The organism is Shinella pollutisoli (assembly GCF_024609765.1).
Taxonomy (GTDB): Bacteria; Pseudomonadota; Alphaproteobacteria; order Rhizobiales; family Rhizobiaceae; genus Shinella; species Shinella pollutisoli.
In genome coordinates this window covers 84,245-108,172 of record NZ_JANFDG010000010.1, presented here as the reverse complement: position 1 = coordinate 108,172, position 23,928 = coordinate 84,245, and the positions used below count along the sequence as shown (strand labels likewise).

General features: G+C 68.7%; 18 protein-coding genes and 1 other RNA gene. 6 read left to right on the top strand and 13 right to left on the bottom strand.

The window, feature by feature from the left end:
- Window positions 1-112 precede the first annotated feature (112 nt).
- From infB to rimP, 4 genes are all read right to left on the bottom strand, one after another.
- Entirely contained in the window at window positions 113-2,734 is a 2,622-nt protein-coding gene (infB, locus tag NNZ72_RS10360) for a translation initiation factor IF-2 (protein ID WP_257315228.1), read from the bottom strand.
- Window positions 2,735-2,835: 101 nt separating this feature from the next.
- On the bottom strand, window positions 2,836-3,489 hold the full coding sequence (locus tag NNZ72_RS10355) for an RNA-binding protein (protein ID WP_257315227.1): 654 nt from the start codon (window positions 3,487-3,489) through the stop codon (window positions 2,836-2,838).
- Between the two features lie 13 nt (window positions 3,490-3,502).
- Complete coding sequence (gene nusA / locus NNZ72_RS10350) at window positions 3,503-5,104, bottom strand: transcription termination factor NusA (RefSeq protein WP_257315226.1); 1,602 nt, start codon at window positions 5,102-5,104, stop codon at window positions 3,503-3,505.
- 119 nt (window positions 5,105-5,223) lie between these two features.
- The gene (rimP, locus tag NNZ72_RS10345) at window positions 5,224-5,832 is read right to left on the bottom strand and encodes a ribosome maturation factor RimP (RefSeq protein WP_257315225.1); all 609 of its coding nucleotides are present in this window, start codon (window positions 5,830-5,832) and stop codon (window positions 5,224-5,226) included.
- A gap of 226 nt (window positions 5,833-6,058) precedes the next feature.
- Between rimP and NNZ72_RS10340 the strand changes: the two genes are divergently transcribed.
- Complete coding sequence (locus NNZ72_RS10340) at window positions 6,059-7,687, top strand: MFS transporter (protein ID WP_257315224.1); 1,629 nt, start codon at window positions 6,059-6,061, stop codon at window positions 7,685-7,687.
- A gap of 3 nt (window positions 7,688-7,690) precedes the next feature.
- Here the strand turns inward: NNZ72_RS10340 and NNZ72_RS10335 are convergent, their stop codons facing one another.
- Both NNZ72_RS10335 and recR read right to left on the bottom strand, forming a co-directional pair.
- A complete protein-coding gene (locus NNZ72_RS10335) occupies window positions 7,691-8,923 on the bottom strand; it encodes a lytic murein transglycosylase (RefSeq protein WP_257315223.1) in 1,233 nt (410 codons plus the stop codon).
- 164 nt (window positions 8,924-9,087) lie between these two features.
- The gene (gene recR / locus NNZ72_RS10330; RefSeq protein WP_257315222.1) at window positions 9,088-9,693 is read right to left on the bottom strand and encodes a recombination mediator RecR; all 606 of its coding nucleotides are present in this window, start codon (window positions 9,691-9,693) and stop codon (window positions 9,088-9,090) included.
- Window positions 9,694-9,751: 58 nt separating this feature from the next.
- Here recR and NNZ72_RS10325 point away from each other — a divergent pair, with 58 nt between their 5' ends.
- Window positions 9,752-10,366, top strand: a complete 615-nt coding sequence (locus tag NNZ72_RS10325; RefSeq protein WP_257315221.1) for an MOSC domain-containing protein — start codon at window positions 9,752-9,754, stop codon at window positions 10,364-10,366.
- 4 nt (window positions 10,367-10,370) lie between these two features.
- Here NNZ72_RS10325 and NNZ72_RS10320 read toward each other — a convergent pair whose 3' ends face one another.
- From NNZ72_RS10320 to ffs, 3 genes are all read right to left on the bottom strand, one after another.
- Window positions 10,371-10,694 carry a YbaB/EbfC family nucleoid-associated protein gene (locus NNZ72_RS10320; protein WP_257315220.1) on the bottom strand — a complete coding sequence of 108 codons (324 nt, stop codon included), beginning with the start codon at window positions 10,692-10,694 and terminating at the stop codon, window positions 10,371-10,373.
- 27 nt (window positions 10,695-10,721) lie between these two features.
- Complete coding sequence (locus NNZ72_RS10315; protein ID WP_257315219.1) at window positions 10,722-12,596, bottom strand: DNA polymerase III subunit gamma/tau; 1,875 nt, start codon at window positions 12,594-12,596, stop codon at window positions 10,722-10,724.
- A 44-nt stretch (window positions 12,597-12,640) separates the two neighbouring features.
- Window positions 12,641-12,738, bottom strand: an RNA gene (gene ffs / locus NNZ72_RS10310) — signal recognition particle sRNA small type.
- 175 nt (window positions 12,739-12,913) lie between these two features.
- Between ffs and NNZ72_RS10305 the strand changes: the two genes are divergently transcribed.
- Both NNZ72_RS10305 and nudC read left to right on the top strand, forming a co-directional pair.
- Window positions 12,914-13,324 (top strand): HIT domain-containing protein, encoded by a 411-nt coding sequence (locus tag NNZ72_RS10305; RefSeq protein WP_257315218.1) that lies wholly within the window; start codon window positions 12,914-12,916, stop codon window positions 13,322-13,324.
- Entirely contained in the window at window positions 13,321-14,298 is a 978-nt protein-coding gene (nudC, locus tag NNZ72_RS10300; RefSeq protein WP_257315217.1) for an NAD(+) diphosphatase, read from the top strand. The genes NNZ72_RS10305 and nudC overlap by 4 nt, the downstream gene beginning before the upstream one ends.
- A gap of 1 nt (window position 14,299) precedes the next feature.
- Here nudC and NNZ72_RS10295 read toward each other — a convergent pair whose 3' ends face one another.
- The 3 genes from NNZ72_RS10295 to NNZ72_RS10285 form a co-directional block, all read right to left on the bottom strand.
- Window positions 14,300-14,536, bottom strand: coding sequence for a hypothetical protein (locus tag NNZ72_RS10295; RefSeq protein ID WP_257315216.1), 237 nt, complete (start codon window positions 14,534-14,536; stop codon window positions 14,300-14,302).
- A 77-nt stretch (window positions 14,537-14,613) separates the two neighbouring features.
- Entirely contained in the window at window positions 14,614-15,465 is an 852-nt protein-coding gene (locus NNZ72_RS10290; protein ID WP_257315215.1) for a prephenate dehydratase, read from the bottom strand.
- A 13-nt stretch (window positions 15,466-15,478) separates the two neighbouring features.
- On the bottom strand, window positions 15,479-16,234 hold the full coding sequence (locus tag NNZ72_RS10285; protein WP_257315214.1) for a 3-deoxy-manno-octulosonate cytidylyltransferase: 756 nt from the start codon (window positions 16,232-16,234) through the stop codon (window positions 15,479-15,481).
- Window positions 16,235-16,385: 151 nt separating this feature from the next.
- On the opposite strand from NNZ72_RS10285, the gene NNZ72_RS10280 reads away from it, so the two are divergent.
- Window positions 16,386-17,000, top strand: coding sequence for a c-type cytochrome (locus NNZ72_RS10280; RefSeq protein WP_257315213.1), 615 nt, complete (start codon window positions 16,386-16,388; stop codon window positions 16,998-17,000).
- A 60-nt stretch (window positions 17,001-17,060) separates the two neighbouring features.
- Here the strand turns inward: NNZ72_RS10280 and NNZ72_RS10275 are convergent, their stop codons facing one another.
- Window positions 17,061-18,005, bottom strand: coding sequence for an AEC family transporter (locus NNZ72_RS10275; protein ID WP_257315212.1), 945 nt, complete (start codon window positions 18,003-18,005; stop codon window positions 17,061-17,063).
- Window positions 18,006-18,469: 464 nt separating this feature from the next.
- Between NNZ72_RS10275 and NNZ72_RS10270 the strand changes: the two genes are divergently transcribed.
- Window positions 18,470-23,920, top strand: coding sequence for an alpha-2-macroglobulin family protein (locus NNZ72_RS10270; RefSeq protein WP_257315211.1), 5,451 nt, complete (start codon window positions 18,470-18,472; stop codon window positions 23,918-23,920).
- Window positions 23,921-23,928: the final 8 nt, after the last annotated feature.

Sequence of the window (23,928 nt, the reverse complement as noted above, 5' to 3'; positions counted from 1 at the left end):
TTTCCGCAATTCCGAACGCAAAACCGCTGCGCACTTTTTCTGGAATTGCTCTGAAAAAAACGCGAGCGCCGAATGGGTCCGGCGCTCGCGCGATCAGGGTATCACCGGACGCTTACAGCGTACGCGTCACATGCTCCACGCGGAAGCATTCGATGATGTCGCCGGCGCGGATGTCCTCGTAGTTCTCGAAGGCCATGCCGCATTCCTGGCCGACCGGCACTTCCGAGACCTCGTCCTTGAAGCGCTTGAGCGTCTTGAGCTTGCCTTCGTGGATGACGACGTTGTCGCGAATGAGGCGGACGCCAGCGCCGCGCTCGACCTTGCCTTCCGTGACGCGGCAACCCGCGACCTTGCCGACCTTGGTGATGTTGAACACCTCCAGGATCTCGGCATTGCCGAGGAAGGTCTCGCGCCGTTCCGGCGAGAGCAGGCCGGACATCGCCGCCTTCACGTCATCCACCAGGTCGTAGATGATGTTGTAGTAGCGGATCTCGATGCCGGCGCGCTCGGCGGCCGAGCGGGCCTGCGCGTTGGCGCGGACGTTGAAGCCGATGATCGCGGCGTTGGAGGCCTCGGCGAGCGAGATGTCCGATTCCGTGATGGCGCCCGCGCCCGAATGGACGATGCGCACGCGCACCTCGTCGGTGCCGAGCTTTTCCAGGGCGCCGGAGATCGCCTCGATCGAACCCTGCACGTCGCCCTTCACGAGGAGCGGGAACTCCTTCATGCCGGAGGACTGGAGCTGGTTCATCATCTGCTCGAGCGAGCCGCGCGAACCGGCCTGGCGCGCCACCTGCTTCTCGCGGGCGAGGCGCTGGCGGTATTCGGAGATCTCGCGGGCGCGGCTCTCGTTCTCGACCACCGCGAACTTGTCGCCGGCGGCCGGCGTGCCGGAAAGACCGAGCACCTCGACCGGCATCGACGGGCCGGCTTCCTTGACGTGGTCGCCCTTGTCGTTGACGAGCGCGCGCACGCGGCCCCACTGGTCGCCGGCGACGATGATCTGGCCGGGCTTCAGCGTGCCGGTCTGCACCAGGACGGTGGCGACGGCGCCGCGGCCGCGGTCGAGCTGGGCCTCGACGACGACACCCTCGGCGGTCCGGTTCGGATTCGCCTTGAGGTCGAGGATCTCGGCCTGCAGCAGGATGGCTTCCAGGAGCTTGTCGAGGTTCGTGCCGTTCTTGGCCGAGACCTCCACGTCCAGCGTCTCGCCGCCCATGGATTCGACGAAGACCTCGTGCTGGAGGAGCTCGGTGCGGACCTTCTGCGGGTTGGCGGTCGGCTTGTCGATCTTGTTGATCGCCACGATGATCGGGACACCCGCCGCCTTGGCGTGGTTGATGGACTCGATCGTCTGCGGCATCACGCTGTCGTCGGCGGCGACCACGAGGATCGCGATGTCCGTCGCCTGCGCGCCGCGGGCGCGCATCGCCGTGAAGGCGGCGTGGCCGGGCGTGTCGATGAAGGTGATCTTGTGACCGTTCTGCTCGACCTGGTAGGCGCCGATGTGCTGGGTGATGCCGCCGGCTTCGCCCGCCACCACGTTGGCGTGGCGGATGGCGTCGAGCAGCGAGGTCTTGCCGTGGTCGACGTGGCCCATGATGGTGACGATCGGCGGACGCGACTCCAGGTCGGCCTCGTCGTCGGCGACGTTGAAGATGCCTTCCTCGACGTCGGACTCCGAGACGCGCTTGACCGTGTGGCCGAATTCGCCGGCGATGAGCTCGGCGAGGTCGGCGTCGATCAGGTCGCCCGGCTTCATCATCTGGCCTTCCTTCATCAGGAACTTGATGACATCGACGGCGCGCTCGGACATGCGCTGCGACAGTTCCTGGATGGTGATGGTCTCCGGCAGCACGACCTCGCGCGAGATCTTCTCGCGGGTCTCCTGCATCATGGAGCGCTTGAACTTCTCCTGGCGGCGGCGCATGGCCGACAGCGAACGGCCGCGCGTGGCGCCGTCCTCGTCGGTGGCGGCAGTCGTCAGCGTCAGCTTGCCCTGGCGGCGGCCGTCGTCGCCCTTCGGGCGGGCCGGCACCTTGGCGGGCTCCGGACGGGTGACCTTGCCGCGCGGGGCGGCGGCACCGGGACGGCGACGCTCTTCGTCCTCGTCCTCCTCGCGGCGGCCGCGCGGGGCGACGGTCGTCGCTGCGGCGGGGGCGGGCGCCGTCCCCGGACGGGCCGGCTGCGGACGGGCCTCCGCCGGACGCGCGACCGATACCTCGGCCGCGGTTTCGGCGGCCGGCTCAGCGGCCTCGCTCACGCGGCGCTCGGCCTCTTCCTTCTCGCGGCGCAGGCGTTCCTCTTCCTCGGCCTTGCGGCGGGCTTCCTCCTCGACCTTGCGGCGCGCCTCGTCCTCGGCGCGCTGCTTGGCCTCGGCGGCGTCGCGGATCTGCGCCTCGGCGAGCGCGCGGCGGCGCGCCTCGATCTCGTCCGGCGAAAGCTGGTTGAGGACGACGCCGACGCGCGGACGGGCCTGCTCGGGCTGCGGCTGCGGCGCCGGACGGCTCTGCTGCGGTTCGGGCGCGCGCTGGACCGGCGTGACCGGTGCGGAGGCCGGACGATCGTCCTCGGGACGATTGATGCGGCGCTTGCGCGTCTCGACCACGACAGCCTTCGTGCGGCCACGACCCATGTCCTGGCGCACCATGCCCTGCTGGACCCCGGAGGGCTTCAGGGTCAGGGTCTTCTTACCCCCTACGCTGATCGTCTTGTCGTCTTTGTTGTCGGTCATTCCGTTCCGTTCCTAAGATCAGGGCCGGAAACGCGTCAGACCCCGTCGTTCAATTGTGTTCGTCCAATGCGCTGTCGTCCGGCGCCCGGCCGGTGACCGCGTCATTGGTTCGGCAGGCCAGCGCCGCCATGTGCCCCTACCCGGCTTTCGCCCCGGTATTTTTCGAGCATGATTGCGCGCTTCACTACACCCTCACCCGCCTGCCCTGCAAGCGCCGCGGCATGGATAAAAGCATTCTGGCCCAAAAGCGTCTCCCATTCGCCTTCCGAGAAGAGGCGAAAGGAGGGTATTTCCATTCCGTCCTCGCGCGCGAAGCTCGCAGCCTTGCGCGCCTGGTCGATCTTTCTGACCCCGTCGTCCGCCGCATCCGTGGCATGGAAGACGGCGAGCGCGGCAAGACCGCGCACCGCCTGGTCGACCTTCGACGCCCCGGTGACGAACTGGCCTGCCTTGCGCGCCATGTTCACCATGCCGGCGAGATGGAGGGCTATCAGCCGCTCGACCTCGGCGCCGAGATCGGGCCGCGCCGTCACGCCCGCCTTCAGCGCGCGGGCGAAAAGCTTCTTCGCCACCGCCTTGTCGACGGTGGCGCGGTCGGCCTTCACCCAGCATCCGCGTCCGGGGAGCGTGCGCTTCAGGTCCGCCACGACGGTGCCGTCGGGACCGGCGACGAAGCGGATCAGGTCGTCCGCATCGCCGCTCTCGCGCGTCACGATGCACATGCGGTCGTTCACGCCGTCGTCCTTCCTGGCCATGGCCGGCGCCCGGTCAGGCGTCCTGCTCGGAGCCTTCGACGGCCTCATCCGCCTCCTGGGCGAGGTCCTCCTCGGTGATCCAGCCGGCGGCAAGGCGCGCCTGCACGATCATCGCCTCGGCCTCGGCGCGCGAGACCTCGAGCTTCGAGAACAGGCCCTCGAACTTCTTCGTCTCGCCGTCCTTGCGCTCCGTCCAGCCGACGAGGTCGTCGACGGCGCAGCCGGCGAAGTCCTCCATCGTCTTGATGCCGTCCTCGCCGAGCGCGACCAGCATCTGGCCCGTCATGCCGTCGATCTGGCGCAGGTCGTCGGAGACGCCGAGCTCCTTGCGCTTGGCGTCCATCTCGGCCTCGATGCGGTCGAGATATTCGCGGGCGCGGGTCTGGATCTCCTGCGCCGTGTCCTCGTCGAAGCCGTCGATCGAGGAGATCTCGTCGAGATCGACATAGGCGAGCTCCTCGACGGCGGCGAAGCCTTCCGAGGCGAGCACCTGGCCGACCATCTCGTCGACGTCGAGCGCGTCCATGAACAGCGCCGTGCGCTCGTTGAACTCCTTCTGGCGGCGCTCGGATTCTTCCGCTTCCGTCAGGATGTCGATGTCCCAGCCGGTGAGCTGCGAGGCGAGGCGGACGTTCTGGCCGCGGCGGCCGATGGCGAGCGAGAGCTGCTCGTCCGGCACCACCACCTCGATGCGCTCGGCATCTTCATCAAGGACGACCTTGGCGACTTCCGCCGGCTGCAGCGCGTTGACGATGAAGGAGGCCGGGTCCTGGCTCCACGGGATGATGTCGATCTTCTCGCCCTGCAGCTCGCCGACGACCGCCTGGACGCGGCTGCCGCGCATGCCGACGCAGGCGCCGACGGGGTCGATGGACGAGTCGTTCGAGATGACCGCGATCTTGGCGCGCGAGCCGGGATCGCGGGCGACCGACTTGATCTGGATGATGCCGTCGTAGATTTCCGGCACTTCCATGGTGAAGAGCTTGACCATGAACTGCGGATGGGTGCGCGACAGGAAGATCTGCGGGCCGCGCTGCTCGCGGCGCACGTCGTAGACATAGGCGCGCACGCGGTCGCCGTAGCGCAGGTTCTCGCGCGGGATCATCTCGTCGCGGCGGATGATGCCCTCGCCGCGGCCGAGGTCGACGATGACGTTGCCGTATTCGACGCGCTTGACCGTGCCGTTGACGATCTCGCCGATGCGGTCCTTGTATTCCTCGAACTGGCGATCGCGCTCGGCCTCGCGCACCTTCTGCACGATCACCTGCTTGGCCGACTGGGCGGCGATGCGGCCGAAGTCCATCGGCGGCAGCGGATCGGCGATGAAGTCGCCGATCTTGGCGTCCGGGTTGCGGTCGCGGGCGAGCTCCAGCGGGATCTGCGTCGAGTAGTCCTCGGCGTGCTCGACCACTTCCAGCAGGCGCTGGAGGCGGATCTCGCCGGTCTTGGAATTGATGTCGGCGCGGATGTTCGATTCCGTGCCGTAGCGCGAGCGGGCCGCCTTCTGGATGGCGTCGGCCATCGCGGCGAGCACGATCTCGCGGTCGATCACCTTTTCGCGGGCCACGGCATCCGCGATCTGCAGAAGTTCGAGCCGGTTAGCGCTGACTGCCATTGTCTGAAGTCTCCATGGTCAAGGCCGGGGCAAGGCCGCCGGCGCGGGGAGCGGCCTGCCGCTCCGGTTCTCCGTCCTCTCCGCTCCGCCCCTTCGGAGCGGAACGTACGCACGCAATTCTATTCGTCGCCTGCGCCGTTCTGGTTGGCGGCCTGGGCGGCCTTCGCCTTCTTGTCGGCGGTCAGCGCATCGCGGATCAGGTCGTCCGTCAGGATCAGCTTGGCTTCCGCAAGGGCCGCAAACGGGATGACGACCACCGGCTCCTCGCCATAGGCGGGCTGGTCCCGCTCGACGGTGAAGCCCTCGTCGGCGGCGGCCGCGATCTTGCCGCGGAAGCGCTTGCGCCCGTCGACCAGCACCGACGTCTCGACCTTCACCAGGTGGCCGAGCCAGCGCGAGAAATCCGACTTGCGCACCATCGGCCGGTCGATGCCGGGCGACGACACTTCCAGATGATACGCCTTGTCGATCGGGTCCTCAACGTCGAGCACCGGCGAGACCGCCATCGAGACCGTCTCGCAGTCCTCGACCGTCATGGTGCCGTCCGGCCGCTCGCACATGATCTGCAGCGTCGCACCGTTCTGCGCCGACAGCCGCACGCGCACCAGCCGGTAGCCGATCTGCTCGATCGTCGGCTCGATGATCTCGGCGACGCGGCGGTCGAGGCCGGTCTCGACGATCAGCCGCGGCTCGCTGCCGGCGCGTTCTGTCTCAGGCGTGTCAGGCACGGCGGGCCTCCCGAAGTGATCTTCCATCATGCGCTCGATCGGACCAATAAAAAAGAGCGGGTCCTTGCGGGCCCACTCTTCATCTGACGATCAAGAATTTGAGCCCCATATAGCCCCATCCGCCGGCGAATGCAAGGTCGGGAATTACGCGGCCGCGGCGCTTGCCGGCGCAGCGGCAGAGGCTACATTACCCCTTGAATCTCCACCCGCAATTACGGGAAACCACGTGCCGGACCGGACCTCCACCCTCGCTCCCCTGAGAAACGAAACCTTCCGCCAGATCTGGCTGGCGAGCCTCGTTTCCAATTTCGGCGGCCTGATCCAGGGGGTGGGGGCGGCCTGGATGATGGCGTCGATCTCCACCTCGGCCAACATGGTGGCGCTGGTGCAGGCCTCGACCTCGCTGCCGATCATGCTGTTTTCGGTGGCGGCCGGCGCGCTCGCCGACAATTTCGACCGCCGCCGGCTGATGCTGACGGCGCAGTGTTTCATGTTCGCCGTCTCCGTGGCGCTCACCCTGTTCGCCTGGCAGGGGCTCGTCACCCCCTGGCTGCTGCTCGCCTTCACCTTCCTGATCGGCTGCGGCACCGCGCTCAACAATCCCGCCTGGCAGGCCTCCGTCGGCGACCTCGTGCCGCGCGCCGACCTGCCCGCCGCCGTCTCGCTCAACAGCATGGGCTTCAACATCACCCGCAGCGTCGGCCCGGCGATCGGCGGGGCGATCGTCGCGGCGGCAGGGGCGGCGGCGGCCTTCGCGGTCAATGCGCTGAGCTACTTCGCCCTCCTCTTCGCGCTCTTCCGCTGGAAGCCGCAGACGGAGGCCAACACGCTGCCGCGCGAGGATTTCGGCCGGGCGATCTCGGCGGGCCTGCGCTACGTCACGATGTCGCCGAACATCGGCAAGGTGCTGCTGCGCGCCTTCGCCTTCGGGCTTTCCACCAGCTCGATCCTGTCGCTGCTGCCGCTGATCGCCCGCGACCTCGTCGCCGGCGGGCCGTTCACCTTCGGCATGCTGCTCGGCTGTTTCGGCCTCGGCGCCGTCGCCGGCGCGCTCACCAGCGGGTGGCTGCGCGATCAGCTCTCGAGCGAGACGATCACCCGGCTCGCCTTCGCGAGCTTCGCGGCGAGCGCGGTCGTCGCGGCCGTCAGTTCCTCGGCGCTCGTGACCGGCCTCGTGCTCACCGTCTGCGGCGCCTCCTGGGTAATGGCGCTCTCGCTCTTCAACACGACGGTGCAGCTCTCGACGCCGCGCTGGGTGGTGGCCCGCACGCTGTCGCTCTACCAGACGGCCGTCTTCGGCGGCATCGCCGCGGGAAGCTGGCTCTGGGGCACGACCGCCGAAGCGCACGGCGCGGAAACGGCGCTCATCGCCTCCGCCGTCGTGATGGTCGCGGGTGCCGCGATCGGGCTGCGCTTCGCGCTGCCGGGGCTCGACAGCCTCGACCTCGCCCCCCTCAACCGCTTCAGCGAGCCGGAGCTGCCGCTGGACCTCAAGCCCCGCAGCGGCCCGATCGTCATCCTGATCGACTACGAGATCGCCGAAGCGGACATCCCCGACTTCCTGGAGGCGATGACCGAGCGGCGGCGCATCCGCATCCGCGACGGCGCCGGCCAATGGGCGCTGATGCGCGACCTGGAGAACCCGATCGTCTGGACCGAGACCTACCACGTGCCGACCTGGGTGGAATATGTCCGCCACAACCAGCGCCGCACGCAGGCGGACGCGGAGAACGGCGAGAAGCTGCGCCAGCTGCACCGCGGCGCGGACGGCCCTCGCGTCCACCGCATGATCGAGCGGCAGACCATCGTGCCCCACGACTTCGAGCGCTACAAGCGCTCGATCGAGGTGCCGTGAGCTTCAGCGCAGCTTCGCCTTCAGCGAGGCGTCGGGATAGCAGGTGGCGGCAAGGCCCGCCTTGCCCTGCCAGTCGCCGAGCGAGCGGCGCGTCTTGAAGCCCGGCAGGCCGTCGACCTTGCCGACGTCGTAGCCCTTGGCGACGAGCGCCTTCTGCATGGCGAGCACGTCCGAGCGCAGCATCTTGCCGACGTCGCCCCAGGCGCCCTGGAACGCGCCGCTGCCGTAGGCGATGCGGTCGGCGAGATTGCCGATGAAGAGGGCGTAGAGGTCGGAATTGTTGTATTCCTTGAGCACGTAGAAGTTCGGCGTGACGATGAATTCCGGCCCGTGCCGGCCCGCCGGCACCAGCATCATGCCCGACGCATCCGCCTCGCCCTTCGGAAAGGGCTTTTTCGAGACACGGGCAATGCCGGAGGCGGCCCAGGCGGAGATCGGCTTGGCGAGGTCCGGCCCTTCCTGCGCGCAGGAGACGCCGGCCGGGATCGTCACCTCGTAGCCCCAGGCGCGGCCGGCCTGCCAGCCCTTCTTCGCGAGGTAGTTGGCGATCGAGGCGAGGCTGTCGGGGACGGAGCTCCAGATATCGCGCACGCCGTCGCCGTCGAAATCGACGGCATATTGCAGGAAGCTCGTCGGCATGAACTGCGGCTGGCCGAGCGCGCCCGCCCAGGATCCCTTCAGCTGCGCCGCCGTGCGGTCGCCGCCGTCGACGATGTGCAGCGCGGCGATCAGCTCCTTCCTGAACATGTCCTTGCGCGTCGACATGAAGGCCTTGGTGGCCAGCACCTCCACGGCCGAATAGGGGATCTTCGCGCTGCCGAAGCCGGACTCGCGGCCCCAGACGGCGACGACGATAGATCCCGGCACGCCGTATCTCTGCTCGATGCGGGCGAGCGTCTTCGCATGCTTCTTCGCGAGCGTGCGACCGGTCGCGGCGAGGCCCTGCAGGCGCTTCTCGGAGAAATAGGCGCCGGGCGAGGAGAACTCGGCCTGGCTCTGCGCCTGCTCCGCCTTCGGCCGGGAGCCGGGCGGCACGAGGTCGGGCAGGTCCCAGTTGAGCCGCACGCCGTCCATGGCGGCGCGGAAGGTTCTTTCCGTGACGCCGGTTTTCTGGGCGGCGGGCCAGAGGTCGTTGCTGATCCAGGTGCGGAACAGCTTTTCAACTTCGGCCTTGGAGGCGGCGTGGGCGGGGAAGGCTGCGAAAAGGAGAATAGCGATGACGGCGAGGGTGCGCATAAGAATACCCCCCTCTGCCCTGCCGGGCATCTCCCCCGCAAGGGGGGAGATCGGCAAGCGGGAAGGCCGTGCCACGATTCGATCTTCCCCCTTGCGGGGGAGATGCCCGGCAGGGCAGAGGGGGGTGAAAAGCGCCAACCACCGGACCATCGTCAAACTCCTCCTCAGATCGCCGTGCGGGCGCGCAATGCGGCCGTCAGCGTGCCCTCGTCGAGATAGTCGAGCTCGCCGCCCACCGGCACCCCATGGGCGAGCCGCGTGATCTTCACGTCGAGGCCGGCGAGCTGGTCGGTGATGTAGTGGGCGGTTGTCTGGCCCTCGACGGTGGCGTTGACGGCGATGATCAGCTCGCGCACGCCGCCCTTCGCCACCCGGTCGACGAGGCCGCGGATGTTGAGGTCGTCCGGGCCGACGCCGTCGAGCGGCGAGAGCGTGCCGCCAAGCACGTGGTAGGCGGCGTTCATCGCACCGGCACGCTCCAGCGCCCAGAGGTCGGAGACGTCCTCGACGACGATGATGACCGACTGGTCGCGCCTGACGTCCGTGCAGACCGTGCAGGGATCGCTGGTGTCGACATTGCCGCAGCAGGAGCAGATGCGCACCTTGCGATGCGCCTCGCCCATCGCGTCGGCGAGCGGGCCGAGGAGCTGGTCCTTCTTCTTGACGAGGTGCAGCGCGGCACGGCGCGCCGAGCGCGGCCCGAGACCCGGCACCTTCGCCAGGAGCTGGATGAGTTTTTCGATTTCGGGGCCGGTGACTCGTTTTGCCATTGCCGCTATCTAGACCATATCCTCGAGAAACGGAATCCACCCGCCGGAGGAGGCGCGCTTGCCGAGACTTCTCGCCCTTTGCACGGCCGTCGCCCGGCCCCTTCCCGGCAAAGGCTACAAGACCGGCATTTTCAAGACGCCGACCACCGCGCCGTTGATGATCGACCGCGAAGGGCTGATCGGCGACGCCATCTGCAACCGCAGGCACCACGGCGGGCCGGAGCAGGCGGTCTACGGCCTCGGCGACGCCGATCTCGACTGGTGGTCGGAGACGCTCGGCCGCCGGCTGGAACCGGGCACGCTCGGCGAGAACATGGTGATCGAGGGCGTCGACAGCCGGCATGTCGCCGTCGGCGACCGGTTCGAGGCAGGGGACGTGCTGCTCGAGGTCACCTCGACGCGCACGCCCTGCGCGACGCTGTCGGTCCGCATGGGCGACCCGGGCTTCGCCAGGCGCTTCATGGAGGCCGGTCGCCCCGGCTTCTACTGCCGGGTGCTGCGCGAGGGGGTGACGGCGGCGGGCGATCCGGTTTCCTGGCACCGTTTCGAGGGAGCGCGCGTGACCATGCCGGAACTGCTCAGGACCTACGGCCGCAACATCCCGGACGCCGACCGCCTGCGCTACCTCGCAGCCCCCATCAGCGACAAGCTGCGCGCAGCACTCACCGGCTGACGGATCAGAACGGCAGCTTGAAGCCGGGCGGGATCGGCAGGCCGGCCGTCAGCGCCTTGGTCTTCTCGGCGGCGGCGGCTTCCGCCTTGTCCTTGGCGTCCTTGTGGGCGGCGACGATCAGGTCCTCGAGGATCTCGACGTCGTCCTCCTTGAAGAGCGAGGGGTCGATCTTCAGGCCCTTGAGGTTGCCCTTGCCGTCAAGCGTGACGGAGACGAGGCCGCCGCCGGAGGTGCCGGAGACTTCGAGCGCGGCGATCTCCTCCTGCATCTTCTCCATCTTGGCCTGCATTTCCTTGACCTTGCCCATCATGCCCATGATGTCGCGCATCGGCCTCTCCTTCTTTTCGAGATGTCGTCAGTGTTCGATGTCGTCGCCGGGCAGGATGTCGCCCTCGGCCGATTCGGCGGCGGCCGCGACCTCGACGACCTCGTCCTCGTCGCCCGTCTCCGGCGCCTTGATGCGCACGTCGGTGATCTTCGCACCCGGGAAGCGCTGGAGGATCGCCGCCACGTCCGGGTCCTGCCGCGCGTCGGCGACGCGGTCCTCCTGCGCCTTCGCCTCGGCCTCGGCGAGCGTCGGCCCGCCGGCCTCGCGGGCGAGAATCACCATCCAGCGCGTGCCGGTCCACTCCTGCAGGCGGTTCGAGAGATCGGTGACGAGCGTCTTCGGCGCATCGTCGGCAAGGCCGATCTCCAGCCGGCCGGGCTCGATGCGCACGGGCCGCACGAAGGCGCGCAAGAGCGCACGCAAGCGGATGTCGCGGTTCTTCGTGCAGAGATCGGAAATGTCGGAAAGCGACCGGACCGCGACCTTCGGCACGGCCGGCGGCTCCGCCGGGGCCGGCTCGATGCGGCCGACGGGCTCCGGCGCGGGCTCGGCCTGCGGTACCGACCGCAGCATCGTCACGCTCGCCCCGCCCGTCTGGGCGCGCGGCGCGGGATCGGGCGAGCGGGAGACGGCCGAGACGGGGGATTGCGCGGAGGACTGGCCGCCGTTGCCGCCGCGGGACGGCGCCTGCGGCGCGGAGCCGCCCTCGCCGCTCGACAGTTCGAGGAGGCGGCGGGCGGCCTCCTCCGGCGACGGCAGGCTGGCGGCATGCGCAAGGCGGATGATGACCATCTCGGCGGCACCCGCCGGGCGGCTGGCGGATTCCGTCTCGGGAATGCCCTTGAGCAGCATCTGCCACATGCGCGAGAGCGCCGTGACGGCGACGGAGTTGGCGAACTCCGCCCCGCGCACGCGCTCGATCTCGCTCAGCGACTGGTCGCCGGCCGCATCCGGCACGTATTTCATGCGGGTGACGAGATGGGTGAAGTCGGCGAGGTCCGTCAGCACCACCGGCGGGCTCGCGCCGGCCTCGTACTGGCCGGCGAATTCGGCCAGCGCCGCCGCCGCGTCGCCGCGCACGATATGGCCGAAGAGGTCGACGATGCGGGCGCGGTCGGCAAGGCCGAGCATGGCGCGCACGGCCTCCGCTTCCACCCGGCCGCCGCCGTGGGCGATCGCCTGGTCGAGCAGCGAGAGGCCGTCGCGGGCCGAGCCCTCTGCGGCCCGCGCGATCATGGCGAGCGCGTCCGGCTCCGCCTCGACGCGCTCCTTGCCGAGAATGGTGGCAAACAGGCCGACGAGATCCGACGCGCCGATGCGGCGCAGGTCGAAGCGCTGGCAGCGCGACAGCACCGTGATCGGCACCTTGCGGATCTCGGTGGTGGCGAAGATGAACTTCACGTGCTCCGGCGGCTCTTCCAGCGTCTTCAGCAGGCCGTTGAAGGCCTGCGTGGAGAGCATGTGCACCTCGTCGATGATGTAGACCTTGTAGCGCGCCGAGACCGGGCGGTAGCGCACCTGCTCGATGATCTCGCGGATGTCGTCGATGCCGGTGTGGGAGGCGGCGTCCATCTCGATGACGTCGACGTGCCGGCCTTCCATGATCGCCTGGCAGTGCTCGCCGGGAATGCGCAGATCGATAGTCGGGCGGTCGATCTCGGGCGTCTTGTAGTTGAGCGCGCGGGCGAGGATGCGGGCGGTCGTCGTCTTGCCGACGCCGCGCACGCCGGTCAGCATGTAGGCCTGGGCGATGCGGCCGGTCTCGAACGCGTTGGTCAGCGTGCGGACCATCGGCTCCTGGCCGACCATGAGATCGGAGAAATCCTTCGGGCGGTATTTGCGCGCAAGGACCCGATAGGCGGCCGGTTTCTCGCTCATCGGATGGAGTGTGTCGTCGCTCATCGACCCTGCCGTTGATCGAACTCTTGTCCCGACAGGACGGAAAGGTGGGAGGCTGGCACGATGACCCGTGCCGTGGCTCGTTAGGGCTGCTTCCTTCCGGACCTGACCCGGTTGGCGAGTGGCTCGTCCACCACCAACCTCCCGCTTTCCATATCGGCAATATTCGCCCCGAATGCAAGCACGGCCTCGAAAAAACTGTTGGAGCCGGGTCGGAAGCCGTGTCATGACTTCATTTGCCTGACACAATTCCGAATGCAAAAGCGCTGCACACTCTTGCCGGAATTGCTGTGAAAAAAGACGCATTGCGGGAGAACCCCTTGAGCGAATTCCGACTGGACGAACGGCTTGAGCGCGACAGCGACTTCCTGACGAAGATCGGCCTGTGCGAACTGCGCCTGATGAAGGACGGCCGCTGGCCCTGGCTGGTGCTGGTGCCGCAGCGCCCGGACGTGAGCGAGGTCTTCGACCTCACGCCCCTCGACCAGACCATGCTGACCTTCGAGACCGTGCTGGTGACCGAGGCGCTGAAGACGGTCACGGGGGCGACGAAGATCAACACCGGCGCGCTCGGCAACATCGTGCGCCAGCTTCACGTCCATGTCGTCGCGCGCAGCGAGGGAGATGCCAACTGGCCGGGGCCGGTCTGGGGCCACGGTACGGCGGAGCCGCGCTCGACCGAAGACACGAAGGCGCTCGCCGCCCGCATCCTGGACGCGCTCAAGCCATGAAGCCATCGCTCTTCGATCTCTACCGCCCGCATCCCGAACCGAGCACGATGGTCGCATTCGCGGAAAACAGCCTCGATCGGCGCTCGGAGAACCGCGCGCCCGACTGCCTGGAGCAGGCCTTCCGGGCGGAGAACGTGCACGCCTTCGCCATTGCCGGCGGCAAGCTCGTCGTCAAGCACGACGAGAAGATCGTCGACCCGCTCTTCGCCCCCTACGAGCTCGCCGGCCTCGATCCGATACCGGAGGAGGCGATCCTGCTCGGCTACCTGAAGAACGGCGAGCCGCGGCTCGTCGTGCCGGTGCGTGCCGACCCGGACGGCCTGGGGGAGCCGCTGAAGGCGGCGGACGCCCGCACGCTCTATCGCCAGCAGATGATCGACGACGACCTGCTCGGCCAGTTCGCCCAAGGCTCCAGCCTGCTCACCTGGAACGGCAACAACCGCTTCTGCGGCAAGTGCGGCGCGCCGATGCGTTCGGAGATCGGCGGCTACCGCCGCGTCTGCGAGGGCTGCAGTCACACGGTCTTCCCGCGCACCGATCCGGTCGCGATCATGCTCGTCCTCGACGTGGAGCGCGACCTCTGCCTGCTCGGCCGCTCGCCGCATTTCCCGGAGGGCATGTATTCGTGCCTCGCCGGCTTCGTCGAGCCGGGCGAGACGATCGAGCACGCCGTCCGCCGCGAGACGCTGGAGGAATCGGGCATCCGCATCGGCCGCGTGCGCTACCACGCCTCGCAGCCCTGGCCGTTGCCGCATTCGCTGATGATCGGCTGCTACGGCGAGGCGATCTCCTTCGACGTCAGCCGCGACGAGCAGGAGCTGGAGGATTGCCGCTGGTTCACCCGCGAGGAGACGGCGGCGATGCTGGAGCGCAATGCCATGATCGGCACCGCGCCCGGAACCACCACCCCGCCGCCGAAGGGCGCGATCGCCCACCGGCTGATGCGCGACTGGCTGGACTGGGAAATCCGGTAGTTCAGCGCAACCCGAAGCCCGGCCGGTCGCCGGGATGCTCGCGCAGGCGCAGTTCCGGCGCCATCACCCGGGCGATGACCGGGCTCACCAGGAACGTGACGACGATCCAGGCCGGCAGCAGGTACTTCGCCTGCTCGTTCAGCGCCGGCACGGAGAGGATGGCGATCGTGCCGGCGCCGAAGACGACGGCGTTGACCATCATCGAGACCAGGATGGTGATGTAAGTGATCGTCCGCATGGGCGTCTCCTTTTCCTATGTATCTCGGAAAGGGCCGCCGCGGCGGGATGGTTCCATCGATTGACGATCGTCAAGCCTCAGAAGGCGCTGCGCATCGGATGGGCGCGGTAGGTGCCGAGCACCCGGACCTTCTCCGAGAAGAAGCGCAGTTCTTCCAGCGCCCGGCGCACGTTGGCGTCGTCCGGATGGCCCTCGATGTCGGCATAGAACTGCGTGGCGTAGAACTTGCCGCCGATCTGGTAGCTTTCGAGCTTCGTCATGTTGACGCCGTTGGTGGCGAAGCCGCCGAGCGCCTTGTAGAGCGCGGCCGGGATGTTGCGCACGTTGAAGACGAAGGTGGTGACGATGGTCTCGTCGCCCTCGCGGACGATCGGCGCCGGCTCGCGCGACAGCACGACGAAGCGGGTGACGTTGCTTTCCGTGTCCTCGACGTTCTCGGCGATGATCGTGAGCCCGTAGAGCTCGGCGGCAAGCCGGGGCGCGAGCGCCGCCATCGAGCGGTCGCCGGTCTCCGATACGAGCTTGGCGGCGCCCGCCGTGTCGCCGGCGATCACCGGCTTCCAGCCGTTCAGCCGCACGATGCGGCGGCACTGGCCGAGCGCGTGGATATGGCTGTGGACGGTGCGCACCTCGTCCTTGGTGACGCCGGGCAGCACCATCAGCTGGAAGCGGATCGGCATGAAATACTCGCCGACGATGTGCAGGCGCGATTCCGGCAGCAGGTGGTGGATGTCGGCGACGCGGCCGGCGATCGTGTTCTCGATCGGGATCATGGCGAGGTCGGCGTCGCCGTTCTCCACCGCCAGGAAGGCGTCCTCGAAGGTCTGGCACGGCAGCGGCACCATGTCCGGGAACATGTCGCGGCAGGCCATGTCGGAGTTCGCGCCGGTCTCGCCCTGGAAGGCGATCCTGTTGGTCTTGGTGATCATGGCGGGGTCCGTCTCAGAGGGGGTCGGCCGCGAGCATCGCGCGGGCTTTTTCGAGGTCGGCGGGAGTATCGACACCGAGCGGAACCGTGTCAACGATCTCCGCGTCGATGCGCATGCCGGCCTCGAGCGCGCGGAGCTGCTCCAGCGACTCGCGCCTCTCCAGCGTCGAGGGCTTCAGCGACACGAAGGCCTCCAGCGCCTTGCGGCGATAGGCATAGAGGCCGATGTGATGGTAGAGCGGCCCCGGACCGTGGGGCGCGGTGGCGCGGGTGAAATAGAGCGCGCGCAGCCGGCTCCCGCCGATCGGCGAGCCCACGACCTTCACGACGTTCGGATTGGTCTTCTCCGCCTCGTCGTGGATCTCCGTCGTCAGCGTGGCGATGTCGGTTGCGGCATTCTCCAGCGGGCGCAACGCCGCGCGGATCGTCTCCGCGTCGATGGTCGGAAGATCCCCCTGCACGTTGATGACGATCTCGGCGCGGCCCTGCGGATCGCTCTTCGCCAGCGCCTCGTGGATGCGGTCGGAACCGGACTGGTGGTCGACGCGGGTCATCACCGCCTCGAAGCCCGCCGCCGTCACCGCGTCGAGGATATCCTGGTGGTCCACCGCCACGACGATGCGTCCGACATCGGCCGCCAGCGCCCGGCGGGCGACCTGCACGATCATCGGCCGGCCGGCGATGTCGGCCAGCGGCTTGCCGGGCAGCCGCGTCGAGGCCATGCGCGCCGGGATGAGCACGAGCGTCTTGTCAAAATTGGCGGAATTCATCGGAAGCCCTTCAAAACCCCCGGGAAAAGTGTCAAAAGGTCTCAGTGCGGGGGCTACAATCACTGTTGCAACGAAGCAGCAAAAGACATAGGTTCCGCGCGATTTCAAGACTGGCCGGCGTACGCGCCGGTTCCTAGGGGAGCGATTGCGGATGAACTCTTATGTGAACATGGGTGTAGGCGCCTTTCTCGGCACCGTTTTCGTCCTCATGTCCGTGTCGATCGCATCTGAAGGCATTTTCCATTCGGGCGCTCCCGAGAAGGAAGGTTTCATGATCGCGGCGGACGAGGGCGGCGAGGAAGCCGGTGGCGGCGGCGCCGAAGCCGCAGCGGCGGTGCCGATCGCCACGCTGCTGGCGAGTGCCGACGCGAGCGCCGGCGAAGCCGTCTTCAAGAAGTGTGCGAGCTGTCACACCTCGGAGAAGGGCGGACCGAACAAGGTCGGACCCGGTCTCTGGGATGTCGTGAACCGCCCGATCGCCTCGCACGAGGGCTTCGGCTATTCGGCCGCCATGGTCACCTTCTCCGAAGGCCAGAAGGTCGTCTGGGACTTCGACCACCTGAACCATTTCCTCGCCGCGCCGAAGAAGTACATCCCCGGCACCGCCATGGGCTTCGCCGGCCTCAAGAAGGACGACGAGCGCGCCAACCTGATCGCCTATCTGCGCACGCTGTCGGACAATCCGGCGCCGCTGCCGGAGGCTTCCAGCGAGGGCGCCGCCGCGACCGACACGGGCGCCGCCGCCGAGGAGCCGGTCGCGCAGTAAGCGGCCGCCACGGACCGACCAGGAAAACCCGGCCTCGCGCCGGGTTTTTTTCATTTCCGCTCAGGCGAGCAGCCAGGCCCAGAAGGACACGGTGAAGACGCCTGCGACCGTGGTGAGCGCGATGGTCGAGGAGGCGAGCGCGTGGCCGGTGCCGAAGTGGTTGGCGAGCAGCCAGGCGTTGATGCCGGTCGGCACGGAGGCGGTCAGCACCATGGCGGCCGTCCACTCGGGGCTGAGGCCGACGAGCCGGCAGGCGAGATAGACCGAGCCCGGCAGCACGACGAGCTTCAGCGCCGCCATCGCCATGGCGATCCCCGCATTGCCGCCGACCTTGTACTTGTCGAGCGCCATGCCGATGGAGATCAGCGCGACGGGTCCCGCCACCGCGGCGAGCTGGTCGACGACGATCTTCACCGGTCCGCCGAGCGGCACGCCGCCGAGATGGAACAGGGCGCCGGCGGCGAGGCCGACCACCAGCGGGTTGCAGGCGAGGCTGACGGCGACGCCGCGCAGCAGCATGGGGATGCTCTGCGGCGGACGCGTGCCCTCCTTCCGTTCCGCGCGCTCCATCAGCAGGCTTCCGGCGATCATCATCACCGGCAGGTGCACCGAGAGCAGCACCGAGATCGCCACGAGCCCCTGGTCGCCCACCGTGCGGGCGACGAGCGGCAGGCCGATGAACACGGTGTTGGCGAAGGCCGAGGAGACGCCGGCGAGGACCCCGATGCGGCGGCCGCGCCGGAAAAGCCGCGTCGCCACGAGATGCCCGACGGTCCAGGTCGCGGCGACGCCGGCGAAATAGGCGACCCAGATGCGCGCCGGCGATTCGCCGCCGAACTCCGCCTCCGCGATGGTGCGGAACAGGAGGACCGGCACGGCGACGCGGAAGACGAACTCGCCGAGCCCGTCGCCGAGCTCCGGCCGGAGATAGCCGGTCCGCACGAGGAGCCAGCCGATGAGGATGAGGGCGAAGACGGGCAAGACGTTGAGGGCGACGTCCGACATGGAACCTTCCGGGCGGGGATGCGCGGCCGGGGCGGCCGCTTCGACGGCCATGCGTAGCCCAATCGCCGGGAGGGACCAATGAAAAAAGCGAGGGTCATGCCCCCGCTTCCTCATCCCGGTCGAGCCGGGAGGTGTTCCGGACCTTGCCAGTACATCCGTGGTCAAGGCGGCGGAACACGACTACTGTGTCCGGCTTCTTCCTAGCGCACCGCCGTTACAGCGATGTGACGGTCTTACCGGTTCATTGGGCAATCCTGCGCGCATATGGTTAACAAAAGGTTAACGCGGCGGCGCGGCGAAGATTTTTCGGGCGGCGGACGATGGAAGCCGCCCGGTCAAACGTCTTGCAGCAGGTTCCATCCGCCTTCTTCCGCCGGCAGGACGGCTCGTCCGACGTTGACAAGCCCGCCCCGGCCCCGGACAGTGAGGGCGGCTCGGGGGCGGGCGGCGACAAGGAGGACGTCATGTCTAGACGCGCATTCTTCGGTTTCTCGGCACTTCTCCTCGGCGCCCTCCTCTCCCCGCCGCTCCCGGCGGCGGCCGAGGATGCACGCACCGTCGTTACCGTCGAGAACAGCGACTATTTCGGCTTCGACCTGCGCACCGTGCAGGACGTGACGCTCGACCAGTGCAAGACGGACTGCATCGACGACCTCTCCTGCCGCGCCTTCACCTACAATCCGAAGGCCAGGTGGTGCTTCCTCAAGAGCGACTTCAACACGCTGAACCCGTTCCCGGGCGCGGTCGCCGGACGCATCGTGCTCAGCGACGGCGCGGCCGACATCGGCGCGCCGCCGGCGCTCTCCTTCCTGCCCGAGTTCTTCGCGCGCAACGCCCGCGCCTTCCGCAGCGAGCTTTCGCTCGCCCCCGAGCACGAGGGACAGGGCGTCGAGAGCCTCGCCTCTCTCGGCCGGATCGAGACCGCTTCCGGCCGCTTCCGGGAAGCGCTCGTCGCCTACCGCGGCGCCTTGTCGCTCGCGCCCGACGATTTCCACCTCTGGATCGAAACGGCGGAATCGGCCGGGCGCGTCGCCGACAACAGCTATCTGTCGATGCAGGGCGCCTATGCGGCCATCAACGCCTACCAGCTCTCCCGCAGCGCCGAGAGCCGCGCGAAGGCGCTCGCCGCACTCGCCGGCGCGCTCGACAAGGCCGGCCACTACCGTTCCGGCATCAATGCCTACAAGGCGAGCCTCGCGATCCGGGAAGAGCCCGCCGTGCGCACCGCGCTCCTGGCGCTGCGCGCCCGACGGGGCTTCCGCGTGGTGAACCACACGATCGATTCCGACAGCGCCAATCCGCGCGCCTGCGCCGAATTCTCCGAGGCGCTGGTGAAGGCGGGGGCCGACTACGCCTCCTTCGTCACCGTCGACGGCGCGCCCGCCAAGGCGGTCGAGGCGAAGGACCGGCAGATCTGCGTCGAGGGCCTTTCCCACGGCCAGCGCTACCGCCTCACCTTCCGCCCGGGCCTGCCCTCCTCCGTGGACGAAGCGCTGGAAACGCCGGTCGACCTCGACATCTACGTGCAGGACCGCAGCGCCATGGTGCGCTTCACCGGCGACAGCTTCGTGCTGCCGGGCAGCGCGCGGCGCGGCATCCCGATCGTCTCGGTCAACACCGACGGCGCCGACCTGAAGCTCTACCGCATCGGCGACCGCGCCATCGCACCGCTGCTCGCCGACAGCCAGTTCCTGACCCAGCTCGACGGCTATTCGGCCGACCGCATCGAGAGCCAGAGCGGCGAGCTGGTCTGGCAGGGCAAGATCGAGATCTCGCCCGAGCTCAACAAGGACGTCGTCACCAGTTTCCCCGTGGACGAGGCGCTGCCCGAGCGCAAGCCCGGCGTCTACGTGCTGACGGCCGCCGCCTCCAACGGGCGGGTGAACGAATGGGATGCCAAGGCCACGCAATGGTTCGTCGTCTCGGACGTCGGCTTGGCGACCTATGCCGGCACGGACGGCCTCAACGTCTTCGCCCGCTCGCTCGACAGCGCCCGGCCGCTCGAAGGGGTGGAGCTGCAGCTTCTCGCCCGCAACAACGAGGTGCTGGGCACGGCGACGACCGGCAAGGACGGCCGCGCGACCTTCACCGCCGGCCTGATGCGCGGCACGGCGGCGCTGACCCCCGCCGTGATCCTCGCCCGCAACGGCCCGTCCGACTTCGTCTTCCTCGACATGACGCGCGCCGGCTTCGACCTGTCCGACCGCGGCGTCACCGGCCGTCCCGCGCCCGGAGCCATCGACGTGCTCGCCTGGACGGAGCGCGGCATCTACCGCGCCGGGGAGACGGTGCATGCCGCGGCCCTTGCCCGCGACATCGAGGCGAACGCGGTGGAAAAACTGCCGCTCACCTTCGTCTTCACCCGGCCGGACGGCGTCGAGGACCGGCGCATCGTCAGCGACGGCGCCGCGCTCGGCGGCCATGCCGTCGACCTGGCGCTCCAGCCCAACAGCATGCGCGGCACCTGGACGATGCAGGTCTTCGCCGACCCGAAGGGTTCTGCCATCGGCGAGAAGCAGTTCCTCGTCGACGACTTCGTGCCCGACCGCATCGAGTTCGACATGACCAGCACGGCGAAGGAGATCGAGCCAGAGGTACCGGCGGAAGTGTCGGTCGAGGGCCGCTATCTCTACGGCGCGCCGGGCGCGGGCCTGGAGATCGAGGGCGACATGGCGCTGAAGCCGACCCGCACCGCCGCCGCCTTCCCCGACTACGTCTTCGGCCTCGCCGACGAGGAGGAGGTCGAGGAGAGCCGTACGGCGCTGGAAGGCCTCGACGTGCTCGACGACGAGGGCCATGCCAGCTTCGAGGTCACCGTCACCGACCTGCCCGCCACGACGCAGCGCCTGGAAGCGCAGGTGACGCTGCGGATGATGGAGGCGGGCGGGCGCGCCGTCGAGCGCTCGCTGACGCTGCCCGTCCGGGCGACGGGGCCGATGATCGGCGTAAAGCCCGAGTTCAAGGGCGATCTCCGCGAGAACAGCCTCGCCAATTTCCATGTCGTCGCGGTCTCCCCGGACGGCGCGAAGGAGGCCATGCAGGGCGTCGCCTGGAAGCTGCTCGCCCTGCAGCGGAACTACCAGTGGTATCGCGACGGCAGCGCCTGGCGCTACGAGCCCGTCCTGTCGACGACGCAGGTGGCCGACGGCACGGTCGATCTCGCCGCCGACGGCGGACGCATCTCCGTGCCCGTCACCTGGGGCCGCTACCGGCTCGAGGTGGAAAGCCCGGCGGCGGACGGCCCCGCCACCAGCGTCGACTTCGACGCCGGCTGGTATGTCGAGGCAAGCTCGACCGAGACGCCGGACGCGCTGGAAATCTCGCTCGATAAAGAGAGCTACAAGGTCGGCGACACGGCGCGGCTGAAGGTCTCGCCGCGCCACGCCGGCGAGCTTCTCGTCACCGTCGGCGCCGAAAGCCTGATCGCCACGCAGACGGCGACGATCGGCGCCGACGGCGGCGAGGTGGAGATCCCGATCACCGCGGAGTGGGGCCCCGGCTCCTACGTGACGGCGACGCTCTTCCGTCCCGGCGCCGAACAGCAGAGCCGCATGCCCATGCGGGCGATCGGCATCACCTGGCTCACCGTCGACCCGGCCGGGCGCAAGCTCGCCGTCGACCTCGACGTACCGGAGAAGACGCTGCCGCGCCAGCCGCTCGACATTTCGCTTACCGTCACCGGCGCGGGCGCGAACGAGGAGGCCTATGTGACGGTCGCCGCCGTCGACGTCGGCATCCTCAACCTCACCCGCTACGAGGCGCCGGACCCGGCCGGCTGGTATTTCGGCCAGCGACGGCTCGGACTCGAGATCCGCGATCTCTACGGACGGCTGATCGACGGCTCGCTCGGCGCGACCGGGCGGCTGCGCACCGGCGGCGACGGCGGCGAAGCGGCCCTTTCCGGCAATCCGCCGACCGAGAAGCTGGTCGCCTTCTTCGCCGGTCCCGTGAAGCTGGATGCGGAAGGCCGCGCGAAGGTCTCCTTCGACATCCCGCAGTTCAACGGCACGGCCCGCGTCATGGCCGTCGCCTGGACGAAGACCGGCCTCGGCCATGCGGTGAAGGACGTGGTGATCCGCGATCCCGTCGTCGTCACCGCCAGCCTGCCGAAGTTCCTGGCGCCCGGGGACCATGCGAACCTCAGGCTCGACATCGCCAACACCGACGCGCCGGCCGGCGACTACACGGTCTCCGTCACGCACAATGCCTCGGCCATGGTCGAGCAGACGGGTACGGGCAAGACGGTACGGCTCGATGCCGGCGGCAAGACGGCGCTGACGCTGCCGCTCGTCGGCGGCGAGGCGGGCGACGGCGAGGTGACGGTGACGCTCGCCGGCAACGGCCTGTCGCTGGAGCAGGTGCTCTCCGTTCCCGTGCGCCCGGCGACGCTGCCGATCACCACGCGGCGGACGATCGAGATCGCCGCCGGCGGCAGCCTGACGGTCGACGACCAGCTTCTCGTCGACAGCCAGCCGGCGAGCGCCTCCGTCAGCCTCAACGTCTCGCGCGCTTCCGCCTTCGACATCCCGGCGCTTCTCACCTCGCTCGACCGCTATCCCTACGGCTGCACCGAGCAGACGACGAGCCGGGCGCTGCCGCTCCTCTATCTCAGCGAGCTCTCCAGCCAGTCCGGCCTGCCGGAAGATACGGAGACGCAGAAGCGGGTGCAGGAGGCGATCTGGCGCGTGCTCGCCAACCAGTCCTCCTCCGGCAGCTTCGGCCTGTGGGGACCGTCCTACGGCGACCTCTGGCTCGACGCCTTCGTCACCGATTTCCTGACGCGGGCGCGCGAACAGAAGTTCGCCGTGCCCGAGGAGGCGATGGTGCAGGCGCTCTCCAACCTGCAGAACGCGCTCTCCTACAACACCAACGTGCGCGACCAGGGCAACGAGATCGCCTATGCGCTCTACGTGCTCGCCCGCAACCGCAAGGCCGCGATCAGCGACCTGCGCTACTATGCGGACACGAAGCTCTCCGAGTTCTCGACCCCGCTCGCGCGCGCCCATATCGCCGGCGCGCTCGGGCTCTACGGCGACAGCCAGCGCGCGACGCGCATCTTCGCCGATGCGCTCGGCCTTGCCCGCGACGTGACCAATGTCGGCCTCTCGCGCAACGACTACGGCTCGTCGCTGCGCGACGCCGCCGCCGTGCTGGCGCTCGCCGCCGAGACGCGGCCGGCACCGGCGATCATCCCCGACCTCGCGACAGTCGTCGCCGCGCAGTGGGAGCGGAAACGCTACACCTCGACGCAGGAGCAGACGTGGATGCTGCTCGCCGCACGCGGCATGAAGGATGCCGACAAGGGCCTCAAGCTGGAGGTGAACGGAGCCGCGCGCGACGGCGGCTATGCGGCGCAGATGACCGGCAAGGCACTGCTCACCGCGCCGCTCACCGTCGCCAACCGCGGCGGCGAGCCGGTCTCGGCGGTGCTGACGACGGTGGCGTCACCCGTCGACCCGCTGCCGGCCGGCGGCGACGGCTTCGCCATCGAGCGGACCTACTACACGCTCGACGGCGAGGAGGCGAACGTCTCCGAGGCGGTGCAGAACGAGCGCTACGTCGTCGTGCTGAAGGTGACCGAGCACAATGACTGGCCGTCGCGCATCATCGTCACCGACCTCCTGCCGGCGGGCTTCGAGATCGACAATCCGAGCCTCGTCGACAGCGCCAAGCTTACCAATTTCGACTGGCTGGAGGAGGTGGAGCCGGCGCATACCGAGTTCCGCTACGACCGCTTCGTCGCCGCCTTCAACCGGAGTGCGGGCTCCGGCCGCGAGATCACCTTCGCCTATGTGGTGCGCGCAGTGACGCCCGGCGTCTACGACCATCCGGCGGCGCAGGTGGAGGATATGTACCGTCCGCAGTTCTCCGCCCGCACCGCCGCCGGCCGCATGCAGGTCTCGGCGGCCGAGTAGGGGCACGG